Source organism: Granulicella sp. L46, from assembly GCF_009765785.1.
Taxonomy (GTDB): Bacteria; Acidobacteriota; Terriglobia; order Terriglobales; family Acidobacteriaceae; genus Granulicella.
In genome coordinates this window covers 1,265,381-1,281,519 of record NZ_LMUT01000012.1, presented here as the reverse complement: position 1 = coordinate 1,281,519, position 16,139 = coordinate 1,265,381, and the positions used below count along the sequence as shown (strand labels likewise).

The window sequence follows — 16,139 nt, the reverse complement described above, 5'->3', positions numbered from 1 at the left end:
CGCTGTTAGCGCCCGAGCATGCGACTTCCGCCCGGTCGGGCAAAGGACGGCCTCAGTGTAATAGGTGAGTCGTGACCTCTTGCCGACTCGCATTTTGCCGGGACGCAATCTTTACGTCGGTCAAGCGCGAGAGGTCAAGCATCGAGTTATGTGAGGGATACTTCGCCATCCAGGACCGGCATAGACGCCGAGCGCTAGTGTTGTTGGTCACACCCGCAGGACTCGCGAAGATTCAATGTCGTCGGCAATACCACCGATCGGGATGGTCCTGGCCGGCCCTTCAAACGCTCAAAGAGTAACATTGCAGCTTCTCGTCCGAGCATCTCAGCAGGTTGAAGAACAGCCGAGAGCCCGGGGGTCAACATGTCCGCAAGATCGAAGTCGTCAAAGGAAAGCATGGGGATGTCTCGCCCTGCCGTTATCCCCAATTTGCGCAGGCCTCGCAGGGTCAGCATAGTGCAGACCCAGTTCAAGGTAAAGATGGCATCAGCCCGTTGAGCCCCAAGAACCTGCCCGCGCAGCCATGCAGGAGTTAGTATGCTTTCGTGCTCGACCAGACAGACTCTGGCCTCAAGAGACGCGGCCTTCATTCCCGCGCGGTAGCCAGCCACTCGCTCCTGACAGGTATAAAGGTGGGGTCGAGCACCGATCGCGACGATCCTACGGTAGCCGTGGAGTGCCAAATGCTCAGTCGCCTCCCGCGCACTGCGACGATTCGTCACGGTCACAGAATCGAAATCAGCACGCCGGAGCAACTGGTCGAATGTGACAACATGAACACCGTTGGGGATGATATCGCCGAATGAGTCTTTCCGGCTGTCCGCTGGAGCAACTACCAGACCATCTATCTGCCGACCCACCAGACTCACAATCTCAGATCGTTCCAATTCCGGGTCGCCACCTGAGCTGGCTAAAATCACGACATATCCGTTCGCCCGGGCCACTTCCTGAACAGCATGCACCGCGTTGGCAGTGAATGGATCAGAGAGATTCGGTACGATCATTCCAATGGCTGCAGATCTTTGCGCTTTTAGCCCACGGGCCAGTTCGTTCGGACGATAGCCGAGCCGCTCTATAACAGCCCGTACCGCGTTAGCCTTTTCCTCGCTGACGTTCTTAGAGTTATTGAGCACGCGCGAAGCCGTCTTCAAGGAGACGGCCGCCTCTCGAGCAACGTCCACAAGCGTGGGAACCTGGGTCTTCTTGATAGCCATCTCTCAGCCAATCTATTCGCAAACTCTAACGAAGTCTATGGTCTCCCTCGCCGCCTGCTGCTAGGACCGATCCCAGAGCGGTTCCCTTTGTTTCGGGATACCAAAGCCAAATGACAACGATCTGAAAGGCCATCATGAGAGCGAAGATGTAGAAGATTCGGACATTCGAAGCATGCTGCACGCTCGGGAATATGGAGATCAGCACAGCATTAGCGACCCAGTGAACCGAAGATCCGTACCCTTGACCCACGCCTCTGAGGCCCGGTGGAAACAATTCACTGAGGTAGACCCATACGACGGTTCCTTGAGAAAACGCGAAAAAGGCATTGTAGGCAACAAGGATAGATACATACACCAAAGAAACTAAGTGATGTGGTATTGCTACAGCCAGCATGAGTAGGCAACCGGCCATTCCGGCGGAACCGATATACAAAAGAGGCTTACGTCCCAAGCGGTCAACAAAAGCCATGCCGGCCAAGGTTGTAAACAGACTGAGAAACGAAATCAGGACAGTATACGTGTGACCTAAAGAAAGGCTCATGCCCGCACTAGCTAGAATTTCCAGGATATAAACAAGAAGGATGTTAACGCCAGACAGCTGATTGAATACCGCGATGCTCGTCGCCACCAAGATGAGACGCGTGTTCCTCCTTCGAAAGAGCTTTTGATCGATAGCAGGTGGGCGGCAATGGAAAGGAGGCTCAGCTAATAATGGTTTCAGGCCTATTATATTGCTGGAAAAGTTGTGTTCAATCTGCGGCATAAAGCGAACCAGAACGAGCAACGCCACGGCCGGCAAAGCCCCCAATCCGAGAATCCACCTCCACGCCGCACTCGCAGCTGCCGTGTGCGCAATCAATGCGCCTCCCGAGAACGCCGCGATCACGCCCGCGCCAACCTGAACCTGAAAGAACCCTACTACTCGCCCCCTCATTTTGGCTGGAGCGATTTCAGAAAGGTAAAGTGGACATCCGACGGTGAATCCGCCGACCGCAATCCCGCACACGATCCGCATGCCAACGACAAATAACCATCCCAACGACGCCGACGACATAATGGCGATTGCGGCGAGCGCGTAGAGAACAGAACACGACGCAATAAGACTTCGCCGATCGATCTTATCTGCGAATCTCCCTGCAAACGCGGAACCGCCTACAGTACCCCAGACAGACGCTGAAACCGTAAAACCGAAGGCCCACGGGGAAAGATTGAAGAAGGCCCGAAGACCCGCGGTCGCGGCAGAAAGGGCTCCGAGATCGCATCCAAAGACGAGCCCGCCGAGCGAGCCAACGAATGCTGCAGCGATCAGGCGTTTATCTAGCAGAAATGCCCCAGTTGCCCCATTTTATGTACGTCCGGGCTTCACAGAAATGGCGATGCCTGCGACCGACACTTCTCGCCTTCACTCGCTCGAATTGGATCGTATAAGTTTCAACCGGAATAGACAACGTTATCTTGCTGATTTCCTGTATATGATCCCCATCTACAGGCGGATAAACCGACGTCTCTGATACTTTTCGCGACGGTAGAGCATATTGTCTAGATCGCTCGGCGCGAGCCTAGACGTCAAACGGGGTTGCACCCTGCCGACCACACCAGTCATATGTCTTATCGACACGACTCGGATTCGGAAACTGCCATTGAGTCGGAGTTGTGCCGGTCGTTGGATAAAGTGGAAATCCTTGTCCCGCTTGGGCCGAAAGCGCCATCGCGTCTTTCATCGCTGATTTGATCTCTGATGTGATCGCGGACGGATCGGGCGAGAGGAAGAGGGAAGTGCCACTCCTTGCTACCACATCCATCCACTGGCTGGTCTCCCTCCAATCTACGGCCAAAGTCATTGCAACAATGTCCGGATCGATATGTGAGAAGGTGCGATGCTGGACCATTCTATGTGCCAGAGTGTTGACACCGAAGCGTCGGGTCCTCTCCCAATCCCGTCCGCTCGTATCATCGCCTATGCGTTGTGACTCGAAGATTCCGGCGGCGATGTGACCGATCGTGTTGCACCCTAGGATCGTTGCCTGTTCCCCGCCTGCGGCGCGGATAGCCTGATAAAGGTCCCGCACGATTTCTGCATTCGTGCGCGACCTGTCGTGAAAATGCCAACCCGGGGTGGTCACCTGGGCCTGCATCACCGATCCCCAGCGTCCGAACAATTCGTAGGTCGAAAAGTCGTGTTTGATGAAGCTATATCCCCACTCGGTGGCCTGAAGGACACTCTTCATAGCCTCACCAAGAGCCTCAGGAATGGTCGGATCGAGCGCCAAATTATTATGGGGCGAAGCTTTCCCAAAGCGATTGTCGGGAAGCAGCCATAAGGAATCTACTTCGCTGCCTGGTCTCAGCGGTCGAATCCAAAGGCCTGCGAGCAGATCACGGCTGCGAATCTGAGCCGCAAGATCGGGCATGCTTGGAAAGCGGGCCGTATCCTGCCACCCGTCATCAATAACTACATAGGGACGCGCTTTGCCTGATGGCGCGAGCGAAGCGATCAAATCCGCGTCCCTGAGGATGCCCGAAGCGGTGTTTTTACCATAGGCGTAATTCCAGTCGTTGACCCCGAATAGAGGCCGCTCGGGTAAGCGGGGTGTTCGGCACATGAGTCCGCAGAATTCTTTCCCGGCACGCCAAATAGTCTCACCCTTCGTCCCCATGCGCGTGACCACAGTGCACGCATTGAGCTCTCTGTCACCCAATTCGGTAGCTTCTCCCCCGTTACGCAGGTCGATGGACAAGGTTATTCCTTCGGGATCACTCTGCCAAAAGCAAAATGCCGAGGGTTGCGTCTTCACCCCGTACCCATTGACATGTGCTCCATCAAAGGTAAGGAAGTACCACGGCATGACCCGCTCCGGGACGATCCCTCGCCACTCGAGATCGCCGTAGCTTCTCTCCCAGGCGTCGCCGAGCAAGAGCGGTGCGTCGCCCTCAGTACCTTCCCAGCGGAGATGAAGATAAGTAAGATTTTTCCCCTCATTGATCACACGGACGGGCAGCTCGATACCTTGGCCTGCCTGTATCGGCTCCGCCGAGACTCGAACCCCAAGACAGGTCCAAGCACGGGCAGCATATTGCATTCGCACCACGTCCATCGTCCCGAATCTGGCGCTCACATGATTCGGGGCACGCAAGAGATCAATTCCTCGGCTCTTCGTACCGGCTCCGGAGATGGCATGGAGTCCAGATGCGGTCGTTGGTATCGCCGATACTGTCGCTGCTACAGCCGTTTTCAAGAAATCCCTGCGGTTTGCCATTGTCCTCCGGTACATTTCCCAGCCACATGCGTGTTTGCCAAAGAGGTCCGGTACTCCCCAAAGCTATTCTCGAACAGCTTTGGGAACGGGCGGACTGGCCACATGTCCAATGAGGGAATTCAAATGCGGCACGAAACAAGTCCAACATAACCGCATCAGCGAAACTAACCTGACAGCGCTATACGACCTCGCTTGGCACCGCATGCAAAGCGAAAGCAATCGATTGCGATCCAAGCCGTGGGTGCTTGGCCGTTAGGTGAATCGATCCCGCCTGTTCTCTTGCGCGGATCCAGATAGCACCCGTCCCGCCGATCAAAGCAAAAGGATTGTCCCCAATGATCTCCGCTGGTCCTTCGAGAGTAAAGACAACAGGATCGTTGGCGTAAGTGCGGATGGCGTCAAACTCGTCCGTTACTCGCAGAACCACGCGGGTTGAGTCTGCACCGTCGGCAAGAAGCACAGTATCGTCGGGGCGAAACGAGAATTTGAGGTCGACCTCCCGGCCCGAGAGAGACTTCGAGATCATCTGGCGGCCCCTGATAAAGCCGTCGATGCGAAGATCACCCCAGCGGAACCCGAGTTGCTCGAAGTCGGTCTTGTCGTAGCTCCAGACAAAGGGAGCATAGGCCAAATGATTAAACTCCGTTCGTTCGGGGTCGAGCTCGGCGACCAGTTTCCAGGGATTTGGTTCAAGACCGATCTCCCGCATATAGATCTTAAGATGATCGCAGTTCGAACAAATAACAGCCTTTGTGAGGCCCACGGACTCGTCACTGCTGGCCCAGTGAAATGCAGGCTCGAGGACGATCTCTTCCGACGGATCGCACTGTGATTTGTAGAACCCGGCAGCGGCTTTCGGCTCGCGGAAGATATCCGTGACGCCGTGGTAACAAATTCTGTCGCCGGCCCCAAAATTCGCGTGCGTATTGTAGTCGAAGGCGCACCAGCCGATGCCGCCGGCGTACCGCGGGTCGGAGGCCAGCTGATCATGTACGCGCGCGTGGCGTAACGTGTGTTCGCGTTGACGCTCGTCATCATCAGTGGTCTTCGTGGGGTATGTGTGGCCGATGAACTCTGTGTTGAGGTACAGAGGATGATTTGGCTTCCGAAGTGGAAACCCGAAATCGTTTATCGTAAAGACATCTTCGAGTAACTCCGAATCGCCGTGGTTACGAACACCGCCGGTCTGGCGCGTCGGGTCGAGCGCGTGCGCAAGCGCGTTCGTTTGAGTATAAAAGTCGTGGTCATCGGAAGACTCATTGATTCGAACCCCCCAGAGAATAATTGAGGGATGGTTCCAGTCCCTGCGAATCATGCGGCCGACGTTGTCAATGGACGCCGATTTCCATGCTTCCGGACCGACGTGTTGCCAGCCGGGAATCTCTTCAAAAACCAGCAAACCGATCTCATCGCATCGATCAAGGAAATGACGGGATTGGGGATAGTGTGATGTCCGGACGATATTGCAATGCAGGTCCTTGCGCAAAATATCGGCGTCCTTGCGCTGTACGCGCGCCGGCATCGCCTGTCCCGCAAAAGGGAAAGTTTGATGCCGGTTTAGACCCCGCAGCTTTACGATCTTCCCGTTAAGTGAGAAACCGCCATCCGTGAATCTGGCTTCCCGGAAACCGATCCGCCGCACGTCGCTATCGATTTCCTTACCATCCTGCAATAAACGCACATGGACCGTGTACAGCGTCGGCTGCTGCAAATTCCAAAGTCTAATCGTTTCTAGCCGGTCGAGGGAAACGACGTTTCGTCCGGGGTCTGTCACGGTCTCTGCGCCAGCATGGACTGGTGCGCTGGTTATTGGATTCAGCGAAGCGTTTGGATCTGCGGCGTCTGATATCTTCGCAGATTGTGACCTCTTCGCGATGAGCATAGTTCCATCGCGTAATTCAACCTCGAGTGTAAGCGCTTCACTCCCAGGCGCACCCGCGAGCATGCAGTCCACTTTGAGCGACGGTTCATCGCTGAGAACATCGGTCGGGCGCGCGAAAATGTTGTCGATATAAGTATGCGGAACAATGCGCAACGAGACCTCGCGATAAATGCCACCGAACGTCATGTAGTCGATGTCGTGGCCGAATGGCGGAATGTCTGCACGTTCCGTGGAGTCGACCTGAACGACAAGGACGTTTTCCCCATTTACGCGCAAATGAGGTGTCAGTTCAAAGGAGAAGGGAGTAAAACCTCCTTTGTATTCTCCCAGCGGTACACCATTGATCCAGACTGTAGAGGCCGTCATTGCGCCCTCAAAGTCGACAAACACGCGCATACCCCTCGCAGCCGCTGGATACTGAAAGCGACGACGGTAGGTGGAGATGAATTGATACTCTTTGTCATCAAAGTTATGCCAAGGCAGCTTCACATTCGTGTGAGGAATTACGACTTTTTCGAACGCAGAATCGTTGAAGTCGGGCAAGTGCGCTCCTTCGACCCTTGAAGGATGAAAGCGCCAGTTGCGATTGATAGGGAACACGGCCCGAGACTCTGGGTCGTGAGTATGTGGAAGGGCGTCGTTGGCCGACAACTTGGATGCAGCAAGAATACAGGCGGTGGTCTTGATGAAGTCCCGTCTTAGCAATTGTCTCTCCAGAATGGTCTGTCTCAGATACCAGCTGATCAGTGTTATTGCGGTGCGTACCGGTCCTCCCAATCCGATCGTTGCCTCTAGTGCAACGAGTCCCCTGGCTGTTCGGGAATGCCAGGTTCATCAAGCACCTGAACCGCGGTTGCAGGTCCGAAGTCTTGCCAATCCTGCAGAACCCACACCACCTTTTTGTCTGGAGTTATTTCCACCAGCTGCGGACCGTGGTGGTCTCCACCGCGCGAGCAGATGATGGTGTTTCCATTCGCAAGTCGCGTGACGGATTGGGAATTGCCATACCAATATTGAGCTGGAATATCAGCCTTCGAAACCTCCCAGACAGTCTCCTTCTTTGGATTCACTTCCTGTGTCGTCACGTCACTTTCATCTGTGATCAGTGTATTGCCGTTCTTCAGGCGAATGGCCGCCCATGGTTTCGCGATGTCGTAGGACCATATCTCTTTGAAATTCTTGTCGTACTCGACGACTCGGTTCATTTCCAAGAATGGCAGCAGGTATGTGCCTTGGGCCGTGTAGCGTACACGACGGAACTGTGCATGCACACTTTTCGGGTCGGTCGCACTCATTGCAGGTAGCACATGGTCGACCTCCACCGCATGCGTCTTGATATTCACTACCATGAGCCGGGGAGGGAGACCGTTCACGATAAAGAGAACCTTGTCCTTGCCGATCGGTTGACAGGCGTGAATCTCGGTGCCGGGCACCGCATCGTAACGCCAGACCACTTTCTTTTCTGGAGTAATCTCGGCGATGTATTGCATCCGTGTGAATAAGATGTTTCCGTTCGATAGCATCCAAACATCGTCGTACTCATTCCCGGGGCCAGTGGAATAGGTCCACACGACCTTGCCATGGTTCACCAGGAACATCTTGTTATAGCCCTCACCGATGTAAAGCATCGGATGTTGAGCCATTCCTTTTCCCGGAAGATCGTCAGTTTGGGGCGTCCCAGGATGAAAATTCGGTGGTTCTACCTCTTCCGGGCTCATCCCTGGTACAGAGGGCGACTCGAAACGAGGAAGAACCTTTATCAGTGGACCATTGTTTGTGTCGTTGTCGCTTCGGAGAGTTTGCCCCAGAGCAAGTGAAGTAATAAGAGCGAGTCCAAACACGAGGACGGTCCCAGTCTGCTTAATTCGGTACAGGTGTTGCATATATCTCCAGAAGTATTGGATTCTTGTCGCCTCCGAAACAGCTTGGGGAGACTTTCGGATCGTTCGGTGTTGTCGCCGAAACATCGCTTTCTTCGGCCGCCAATCCGAGCATGTGCGTTTATTAGCCACCTGTAACGGCTCGTATCAGACGATTTTCGGAGTCAGCAATACCGTTCTTTGTTACACTTCGTTCTGTTGACAACGATGTCAAAAGGTTCAGGCAGAAGGTTACGCGGCTACCAGTCCGTTCGTCAACATCGGTTGGAAACTAACGTTTAAGTGTCGGGACAAATACATCTCGGGCTATTTCCAGCGAGCAATGGTGGCGGAGGCTTCATGGCAGGAGCAGTGACGGCGGAAGGGATCGTTCGGCGATTAGAGCAAGATTCCGGGTTTTTCGCTCTGACGAAGCTGCGCGCCCACGTGCCGCGGAGTGCTTATGGTTTCAGTATCCAAAAGCCGCAGAAGGGAAGTAAATGAATAGAACCGCGCGAATACTAGGCAAATTCTCTATTGGGATGGGCGATCGCTTCGCCCATCAAGCCAAGGCTCAGCTTCAAGCATGCGTGTTGGCAGCGGATGCAGGTATCGAAGTCGTTCCGGTGTGGAATAAGTCGAATCGCGAACACGTGATTATTGGATCGCAGCCGGCTGAAACTCGCAAGTCAGCAGATGAAGCGGTTCGCGAATTGAAATGGACCAAGTCATACTTTTGTGACGCCGACCACATCAACCTCGAGACAGTAGGCGGATTTCTCGCAGCTTGCGATTTTTATACTATCGATGTGGCCGATTTCATCGGCAAAAAAAGCGAAGAGGGTGAAATTGATGCGTTCGTTCAGCGCCACAAACGCCTTGTTGGCAACATCTCGTTGCCCGGCGTGAACGAAACCTTCGAAATCACGGAGCTACTTTTGCGACAAGTGGCTGAAAAGTTTCTCGCTGCCGTGCAACAAGCGGGGCTTGTCTACCGCAAGATCGAATCAGCGAAAGGTCCTGGCAATTTCATCTCCGAGATCTCCATGGACGAAACGGATTCGTCGCAATCACCAGTCGAGTTACTCCTGATCCTGGCTGCGATCAAGGATGAGAATATACCCGTTCAGACAATTGCTCCGAAGTTCAGCGGGCAATTTCATAAAGGTGTGGATTACATAGGCGATGCCGCAGTCTTCAAACGCGAGTTAGACCTTGATTTCGCCGCGATCGCGTTTGCAATTGACCAGTTCGGTCTTCCCAGTAATTTGAAGCTGAGCGTGCACTCTGGCAGCGACAAATTCTCGATCTACCCCATGATTCACACAGCTATGCAGAAGTTCGACTCAGGGATACATCTGAAAACTGCTGGAACGACGTGGCTTGAAGAGCTGATCGGTCTGGCTGAGTCTGGCGGCCAGGGGCTTGATCTCGCGAAGGAGATCTACTCGAGTGCCTGGTCGCTTCGCGCTAAGCTATGTCTACCGTATGCCACTGTTATCGACATCGATGAGTCGAAGTTGCCGAAGCCGTCAACGGTAGCCGGATGGAGTTCCGAGCAGTTCGCATCCGCGCTTCGTCACGACGAGGACTCCGCTTCGTACGACGTCAACCTGCGCCAACTTCTGCATGTCGGGTTCAAGGTTGCCGCAGACCTAAAAGCGCAATATATAGATCTAATCAAACAAAACGAACCTGTGATTTCAAGGAATGTCACCAGCAATCTGTATGACCGCCATATCGTTCCGGTATTCATTGGCGAAAAATGAATCAGATCTTTGGAGTTAGGACGGTAGTCGGCGAACATCCCGGTGGGCTTGTTCGGCTTGCTCACGACGGTCTGGATGCGGTTCGGTCATCATAATCCTCAACACGGCAGCTCGCGCGCCGTAGTTCAGGTCCGCGTCGTGTCCGTTTAGCTAGAGACTATTCCCGACCGACCAAACCCATACATCCGGCTGTCATCCTCGTCTTGCAGTGTAGGGGACTTGGTTGCGAGTGCCGCGCGAGCGTGGATGTTTGGAGTTCCAATCCTCAAAGCCGCGGGAAGAGCGATGAATGTTGCGGCCTTCAGCGTAGAGGGGCGGAGAGTCCAGTTACTGCGGTAGCTAGCCTCACTCACGCGCGACGTTGAACTCGCCACGAACGGCAGCAGCTCTTACAACGCTTGAAATGACTGCCAGTTGTTCCGCTGCTCGAGCGTCGCAACCTGTGAACAAGATGCTCCTCGTGTCGCGTCCATCGATTCTCGCCAAAGAACTGGAATTTGTAGGTGCGGATGCACCGGTGATCCATGCGTCCTGTACGTCGGTCAATGCAAGCGGCGGCACACCCCCGCTTGCCGGCGTGGTCATAAAGCCATTGATGTTGAGCTTACTAACGTCATCGAAAATCATGGTGTTCCTCCACTCCTCCGCGGGCGCAGTGAAGCTGACGTCTCGCAAGCTCAAGCCTCGCACGTGCCGGCAGTAAAGGCCGGATGCGGGCAACCAGCCAAACATGCGCGACTGCGGGTAGTCCCCAGGTACGTCGGGTATAGTCGAATGAAGCCATTCCTTGCTGCCTGGCATGACGGTGTCGATGTGAATGTCAGAGAGTCGTACATCCTCGACGTCCATTCCTGGAATTCCTGTGATGGAACTAGTCAAAATGGCGCCGGTTGCGTGGATTCCATCGATCAAGACCCCTCGAAGTCCAGCCTTGGCGGCAGGGAAGGGATTGGCGCGATCTCCTCGTCGGATCAGAAGAGGAGCTCGCGCGTCCTGGATCTGAATGCCGCTAATTACGACACCGTCGATCCATCCTCCATCGACCACCTCGATCGCGATTCCGGCAATCATGCGAGAAGCAATGTCTGGGGCGCTGCTCACGATTGTCGAATTGGAGAAGGTGATGTTCTCGAACCCGCCCTGAGTTGCGGTGCCGATTTTGAAGCCGTTTGTACTGCTGGTAATAATGCAGTTGGTCACCGAGATATTTTTGGAGAGTCGCGGCGTGTTGCCGTACGGGTTCTCACTCTTGAGACAGATCGCATCATCGCCTGTGTCAATAAAACAGTCCGAGATGAGGACATGTTGGCACCCCGTCAAGTCGATGCCATCAGTATTGGGACCAATGGCCGGGTTCGTGATGATTATCCCTTGGATGAACACCCTAGTGCAGTTGATCGGACGGAGCGTCCAACCCGATGCACCGGTGAGTTCAATGGATTCTAGCCGCAGGTTGGTGCAGTTCACTAGCTCAACCATTGGAGAGATTCTGGCGTTGGGCTTCCAATCCAGATGCCTCGCGTCCGACCACCTCTCATTGTCCGGTACGGGCGTTCGATTCGACGGAGTCCAAAAGCTGTGTCCCTGGCCATCGATCTTGCCGGGGCCGACTATGCTTACGTTCTCAACGTCCCGAGCATAGATGAGGTGACCCTGCCCGGCGTCCGAGTTCGGATCCGGTCCAGATTTCGGCGTGTATTGCTTGACATCCGTACTGCCCAGAATGACCGCTCCCGCCTCCAGGTACAGGGTTACATTGCTCTTTAGCTCCACCGTACCGCAGAGGTATTTACCCGGAGAACAATAAACAACCCCCCCGCCTGCCTTGTTGCAAGCGTTAATCGCCGAATTGATCGCAACCGAATCAAGCACCTTACCGTCGCCGATAGCTCCGAACTGGCGCGGAGTAAAGACGTTGCCGGGGGAAGCGTCTACTTGGCCATTTCTCTGGTCGCCTCCGTACGCAACGCCAGTTGAGAAAGCGGCTGACGTGGCAATTAGGGCGAGCGCTTCTCTGCGATTCATCGGTGCCTTTCACTGCCAGTTGCAGGCGTTGTGTTGAGCGGCTAGACAATGCCGCGGTAGCTAAAAGGATCTTCGAGCCTACAGATTCCAACCATCATCCATTGACATTTTGGGTCTTCTGCGTGCGCAGGATGTTGTTGGCCAGCGTCACGCTGGCCGAGGTGGCATCCGCACCTATCGTTACAGGTTGATTTGCTCTTATTAGGTCACAGCCCGTTACTAGGATTTGTGCTGAATCTTTACCAGTCACGTGAACCAAACTAGGCGAATCAATAGGGGCGCGACCATCGCGAATCCATGCGTCCGTTGTCTGCCGCAAATCGATCACGGGAGATTCGTTTCCCTGCAAGGCAACACGCAGCCCGGCGATCTCCAAAGAGATAACGTCATCGCAGACCACCGCTGGCCGCTGCTCGGTCGCAAGTGACATAAACTTGAGGTTCTGCATGCGAATCCCGGTAGCGTGTCGCACGTACATGCCGTACGCCGGCAGCCTGCCGAACATGCGTGATTCCGGATAGTCGCGCGGAACCTCCGGGATGGCGCGCTCGGTCCACTCGCGTTTCCCTGGCTCTTGGGTCTCAATATGGATGTTCGATAGGGTCACATCCTCAACGTGCATGCCGGGTAGGCCGGTGATTGAGCTAGTAAGTACCGCCCCGGTCGCATAAATGTCGCTGATCATCAGTCCCCGCATATACGTACGGCCTCCTACGCGTGGGGCTGTCCGCGCGCCAAGCCGCAGAAAAATTGGTGTGCGTGTGCGTTGCATTGAGATACCGGTGATCACAACATTTTCGAGCCATCCCCCGTCAACCATCTCAAGACAGATACCAGCGATGACCCTCGAGTTGAGCGGGCTTTCTGCCGCATTGTGGATCGTGGAGTTCGAGAAGACGATATTTTCGCAGCCCGAGTAGGTGCGCGTACCGAATTTGAAACCGTTGCAGCACGAGGAAAGCGTGCAGTTGGTCACTGTCACGTTGCGCATCACGGGGACACTATCGCCATAAGGATTCTCGCTCTTGAGGCAGATGGCGTCGTCACCGGTGTCTATAGAGCAGTTCGCGATGCGCACATCGCTCGAGTTTGAGATATCAATGCCGTCGGTGTTGGGTCCGAAAACTGGGTTCTTGATGGAGACGCCGTCGACCACGACACCGACGCAGGACATTAGGCGCATCGTCCAGCCGGAAGCGTTCTCGATCCGCACCTGCTCTACGTGAAGATGACGGCAGTTTACGAACTCGAGCATGGGCGAAACGCGTGGCTTCGGCTTGAAGTAGAGTGACGCGACATCGGCCCACTGCTCATCGGGACTGTACTTGTGACGGCCCGATGGAATCCAAAACGAAGGACCTTGCCCGTCGATCAGACCGGTACCGCAAACGGTAATATTGTCGGCATCTTTCGCAAAGATCAGGTGGCGAGTGCTTGCATCGGCGTTTTCCGGGGGCCCCGCCTGCGCACTGTATTGCTTGACATCCTTGCTGCCGAGGATGGTAGCTCCGGCTTCGAGGTACAGTGTGACGTTACTCTTGAGGACTACCGTGCCGCATAGGTAGACGCCGGGACTGAGGTAGACCAGACCTCCGCCCTGGCCGTATGCGCGATCGATCGCTGCGTTGATGGCCGGAGAATCAAGTGACGTGCCGTCAACCTTTGCGCCGAAGTTCTGCGGCCGAAGCAATAAAATATTGGGCTCTACCGGGGGGGCGGCCCCAAATACCACACCGGCCTGAGCGATCCCGGCTGCGCTCAGAAGCTGTAGGACTGCGCGACGATTCATTAGGAGTCCCAATTCTGTCTAAATGGTTTGACTGGCTACCTGGTCGAAGGTCGTATCCTTGGCGGCCCGCGACCAAAAGATGCGTAAATCGCTGACGTTGCGGAGGACGAAGTTGGGCTGCGCGGGGGCGGTGATTGCGAAGAAGTCAGCGCGATGCACATCCTCGAGCCAGAACGCAGGCCGGGGATCGGGAGCGGACGACGCGATCTCTACGTGCGACATTTCGAGGTTCTTGAGATGACGGATGAAGAATCCCTTGGAGGGTGTGGGGCCGAAACGATTGGGGTCGGGATAGGCATCTTCGATCTCGGGAACCTGAAGGGTGTGCCAGTCGGGGAAGGGCTTGGCGCGGTCACCTGAGCCCACGGTCGTGGGCAGGCCGGCGTTAGCGAAGTAGCAGTTGTTGATCTTGACGTCTTCGATGAAGTTGGACGCGATTCCGGAGAGGATGGGGGCGGCGATTGAAGCGGAGTTGTAGCTGACGATATTCGAGATGAGGACGCGTCGCAGGGTGCCGGGGCGCATGGTCTCGGCGGGGCCGCGGTTGCGGCGGTTGAGGCGAAGGAAAATAGGGGCATCGTCGGTGTCGCGGAGGGTGATGTTCGAGATGGCGATATCCTCGGCGAACGCTCCATCGGCGGTCTCGATGGCGATGCCTTTCGAGCCTTCGAGTACGCAGTTGGAGATGGAGATATTGCGGAAGCCGCCGTTCGATTCGGTGCCGCACTTGATCCGGCCGTTGCCGTGGCCGCGGACGGACTTCTTCCACGTCCCGTCGACGACGCTACCCATGACGTACGCGCCAGTGACGAAGCAGTTGGCGATCGTGACGTTTTCGGTGGTGCGGACGTAGCCGAGGGCGTAGCTGGATTTCGGGCAGATGCCGTCGTCGTACGGCGAGTTGACGGTGCAGTTGGAGACGCGAACGTTGTGGCAGCAGTCGATGTCGAAGCCGTCGCGGTCGGTGTCGACGAGGACATTATCGATGGTGAGCGTGTCGACGCCGGTGGCTAGCAAAGCGAAGTGGCCGCCTTTGAGGACGGAGAAGTCACGTAGCAGGACGTTGCGACAATTTTTCAGTGCGATGGTCTTGTTGCCGGCGCCGGGCTGCTCAGCCATGAAGACAGGGCCCGTAGCGCTGCCGTATCCTCCGCGCGAGAGGCCCTTGCCGTGGATGAGCCCCGGGCCGGTGATGGAGAAGTTGTTAATTCCCTCGCCGTAGAAGAGGGAGTTGGCCCAGTGATTGTGGCCGTAGTCCTGGTAGCCCTCCCAGGGTTGGGCTGGGCCGCCGGGATCGTAGACCCCCCCGTTGTAGCCAGTAGCTTCGCCGGGTTTGGGTGAGTCGGCGGCGAGGATCGTACATCCAGGAGAGAGATAGAGATCGACCTTCGATTTGAGCTGGATGGTGAAGCAGACGTACGTCCCAGCAGGGAAGAGGAGGGTGCCCCCGCCGGCGGAAGCCACAGCTTCGATAGCTCTGTTGATTGCGGGCGTGTCCACCGTCTTGCCGTCGCCTGTGGCGCCGTAGCGCCGCACATCGTAAAGAGCGTCGGTCGCAGATGTCTCTGGTGTCTGGGCGAGGGCTATATGACCAACTGCGGCAGATACTATGGCAAGTGGCGAGAGTTTGAGAAGATCACGTCGGAACATCAAGTACCTCGGTTTATACAATGAACCATAAAAGCGAGCCCTGTTCGGTTTTTGTAAAGGTAGACGGAGCAGAAGGTCTTGTCAGTTGCCTCGCGGCTGTGACAACGCTGTCAAGCAATACGTCAAAATCTACAGTGAATTCATGGAAAGAGTCAATCAGTCAAAATGATAGGTGTTCCGTTATCTTGTGGTTCGGACATTCTCTCGTTCCTATAGGAGTGCGCGGAATGGTTAAACCCCTCGTACGACTGCTGCACTGCACGGTGCCACACTGGCGCGTTCTCATTCGAGGAAGGTATATCAGTCATGTGAATGCGTGAGCACCCATAGAGCGCTAAAGCTCACGCTGCGAGAGGCCGACATCTCTCGTGGGGATAAATCTGCCGGTGGTGGATCGAAGAAAGCGTGTGCCGAAAGACACCCTCCAATGACCTAACCGGCCAAGACTCTTCACCGTATTTCGGTCGAGACTTCGCGTTGCTTGACAATGGTTGATCGTTCTTTGTATACAGGTTGCCATCAAGCATGATGACATCGTTGTCATTGCCAAAAAAAAGCTGCCGCACTGGAAGGTAACGGATCCATTTGGCGGACCCAGCCTTCTTCAGGAGGTTTCACAATGCAACTCGTAACACCAATTGCCTATGGATCCAAGAGTGCACCACTGTCCCTCGGACCGGAGTCAGAGCTCTAT

General features: G+C 55.3%; 9 protein-coding genes. 1 reads left to right on the top strand and 8 read right to left on the bottom strand.

The genetic code is table 11. From position 1 onward, the window contains the following. Positions 1-194: 194 nt before the first annotated feature. The 5 genes from GSQ80_RS14740 to GSQ80_RS14720 all read right to left on the bottom strand — a co-directional run bounded on the left by GSQ80_RS14740 (position 195) and on the right by GSQ80_RS14720 (position 8,236). Positions 195-1,214, bottom strand: coding sequence for a LacI family DNA-binding transcriptional regulator (locus GSQ80_RS14740; RefSeq protein ID WP_158788323.1), 1,020 nt, complete (start codon positions 1,212-1,214; stop codon positions 195-197). Between the two features lie 25 nt (positions 1,215-1,239). After that, on the bottom strand, positions 1,240-2,520 hold the full coding sequence (locus tag GSQ80_RS14735) for an MFS transporter (protein ID WP_254059704.1): 1,281 nt from the start codon (positions 2,518-2,520) through the stop codon (positions 1,240-1,242). 253 nt (positions 2,521-2,773) lie between these two features. After that, positions 2,774-4,471 (bottom strand): hypothetical protein, encoded by a 1,698-nt coding sequence (locus GSQ80_RS14730; RefSeq protein WP_158788322.1) that lies wholly within the window; start codon positions 4,469-4,471, stop codon positions 2,774-2,776. A 178-nt stretch (positions 4,472-4,649) separates the two neighbouring features. Further along, on the bottom strand, positions 4,650-7,058 hold the full coding sequence (locus GSQ80_RS14725) for a glycoside hydrolase family 2 protein (protein WP_158788321.1): 2,409 nt from the start codon (positions 7,056-7,058) through the stop codon (positions 4,650-4,652). Between the two features lie 86 nt (positions 7,059-7,144). After that, positions 7,145-8,236 (bottom strand): hypothetical protein, encoded by a 1,092-nt coding sequence (locus GSQ80_RS14720; protein ID WP_158788320.1) that lies wholly within the window; start codon positions 8,234-8,236, stop codon positions 7,145-7,147. A gap of 476 nt (positions 8,237-8,712) precedes the next feature. Between GSQ80_RS14720 and GSQ80_RS14715 the strand changes: the two genes are divergently transcribed. Further along, positions 8,713-9,981 carry a tagaturonate epimerase family protein gene (locus GSQ80_RS14715; protein ID WP_158788319.1) on the top strand — a complete coding sequence of 423 codons (1,269 nt, stop codon included), beginning with the start codon at positions 8,713-8,715 and terminating at the stop codon, positions 9,979-9,981. Positions 9,982-10,326: 345 nt separating this feature from the next. Here the strand turns inward: GSQ80_RS14715 and GSQ80_RS14710 are convergent, their stop codons facing one another. The 3 genes from GSQ80_RS14710 to GSQ80_RS14700 form a co-directional block, all read right to left on the bottom strand. Beyond that, entirely contained in the window at positions 10,327-12,006 is a 1,680-nt protein-coding gene (locus GSQ80_RS14710; RefSeq protein ID WP_158788318.1) for a glycoside hydrolase family 28 protein, read from the bottom strand. 94 nt (positions 12,007-12,100) lie between these two features. Continuing rightward, positions 12,101-13,795, bottom strand: coding sequence for a glycoside hydrolase family 28 protein (locus GSQ80_RS14705; protein ID WP_158788317.1), 1,695 nt, complete (start codon positions 13,793-13,795; stop codon positions 12,101-12,103). Between the two features lie 18 nt (positions 13,796-13,813). Next, a complete protein-coding gene (locus GSQ80_RS14700; protein ID WP_158788316.1) occupies positions 13,814-15,445 on the bottom strand; it encodes a glycoside hydrolase family 28 protein in 1,632 nt (543 codons plus the stop codon). Positions 15,446-16,139 lie beyond the last annotated feature (694 nt).

What these genes read in the sequence shown, in the direction of transcription:
- GSQ80_RS14710 (WP_158788318.1), bottom strand. Translation starts at nt 12,006, where the DNA reads ATGAATCGCAGAGAAGCGCTCGCCCTAATTGCCACGTCAGCCGCTTTC.
- GSQ80_RS14715 (WP_158788319.1), top strand. Translation starts at nt 8,713, where the DNA reads ATGAATAGAACCGCGCGAATACTAGGCAAATTCTCTATTGGGATGGGC.
- GSQ80_RS14720 (WP_158788320.1), bottom strand. Translation starts at nt 8,236, where the DNA reads ATGCAACACCTGTACCGAATTAAGCAGACTGGGACCGTCCTCGTGTTT.
- GSQ80_RS14730 (WP_158788322.1), bottom strand. Translation starts at nt 4,471, where the DNA reads ATGGCAAACCGCAGGGATTTCTTGAAAACGGCTGTAGCAGCGACAGTA.
- GSQ80_RS14705 (WP_158788317.1), bottom strand. Translation starts at nt 13,795, where the DNA reads ATGAATCGTCGCGCAGTCCTACAGCTTCTGAGCGCAGCCGGGATCGCT.
- GSQ80_RS14740 (WP_158788323.1), bottom strand. Translation starts at nt 1,214, where the DNA reads ATGGCTATCAAGAAGACCCAGGTTCCCACGCTTGTGGACGTTGCTCGA.
- GSQ80_RS14700 (WP_158788316.1), bottom strand. Translation starts at nt 15,445, where the DNA reads ATGTTCCGACGTGATCTTCTCAAACTCTCGCCACTTGCCATAGTATCT.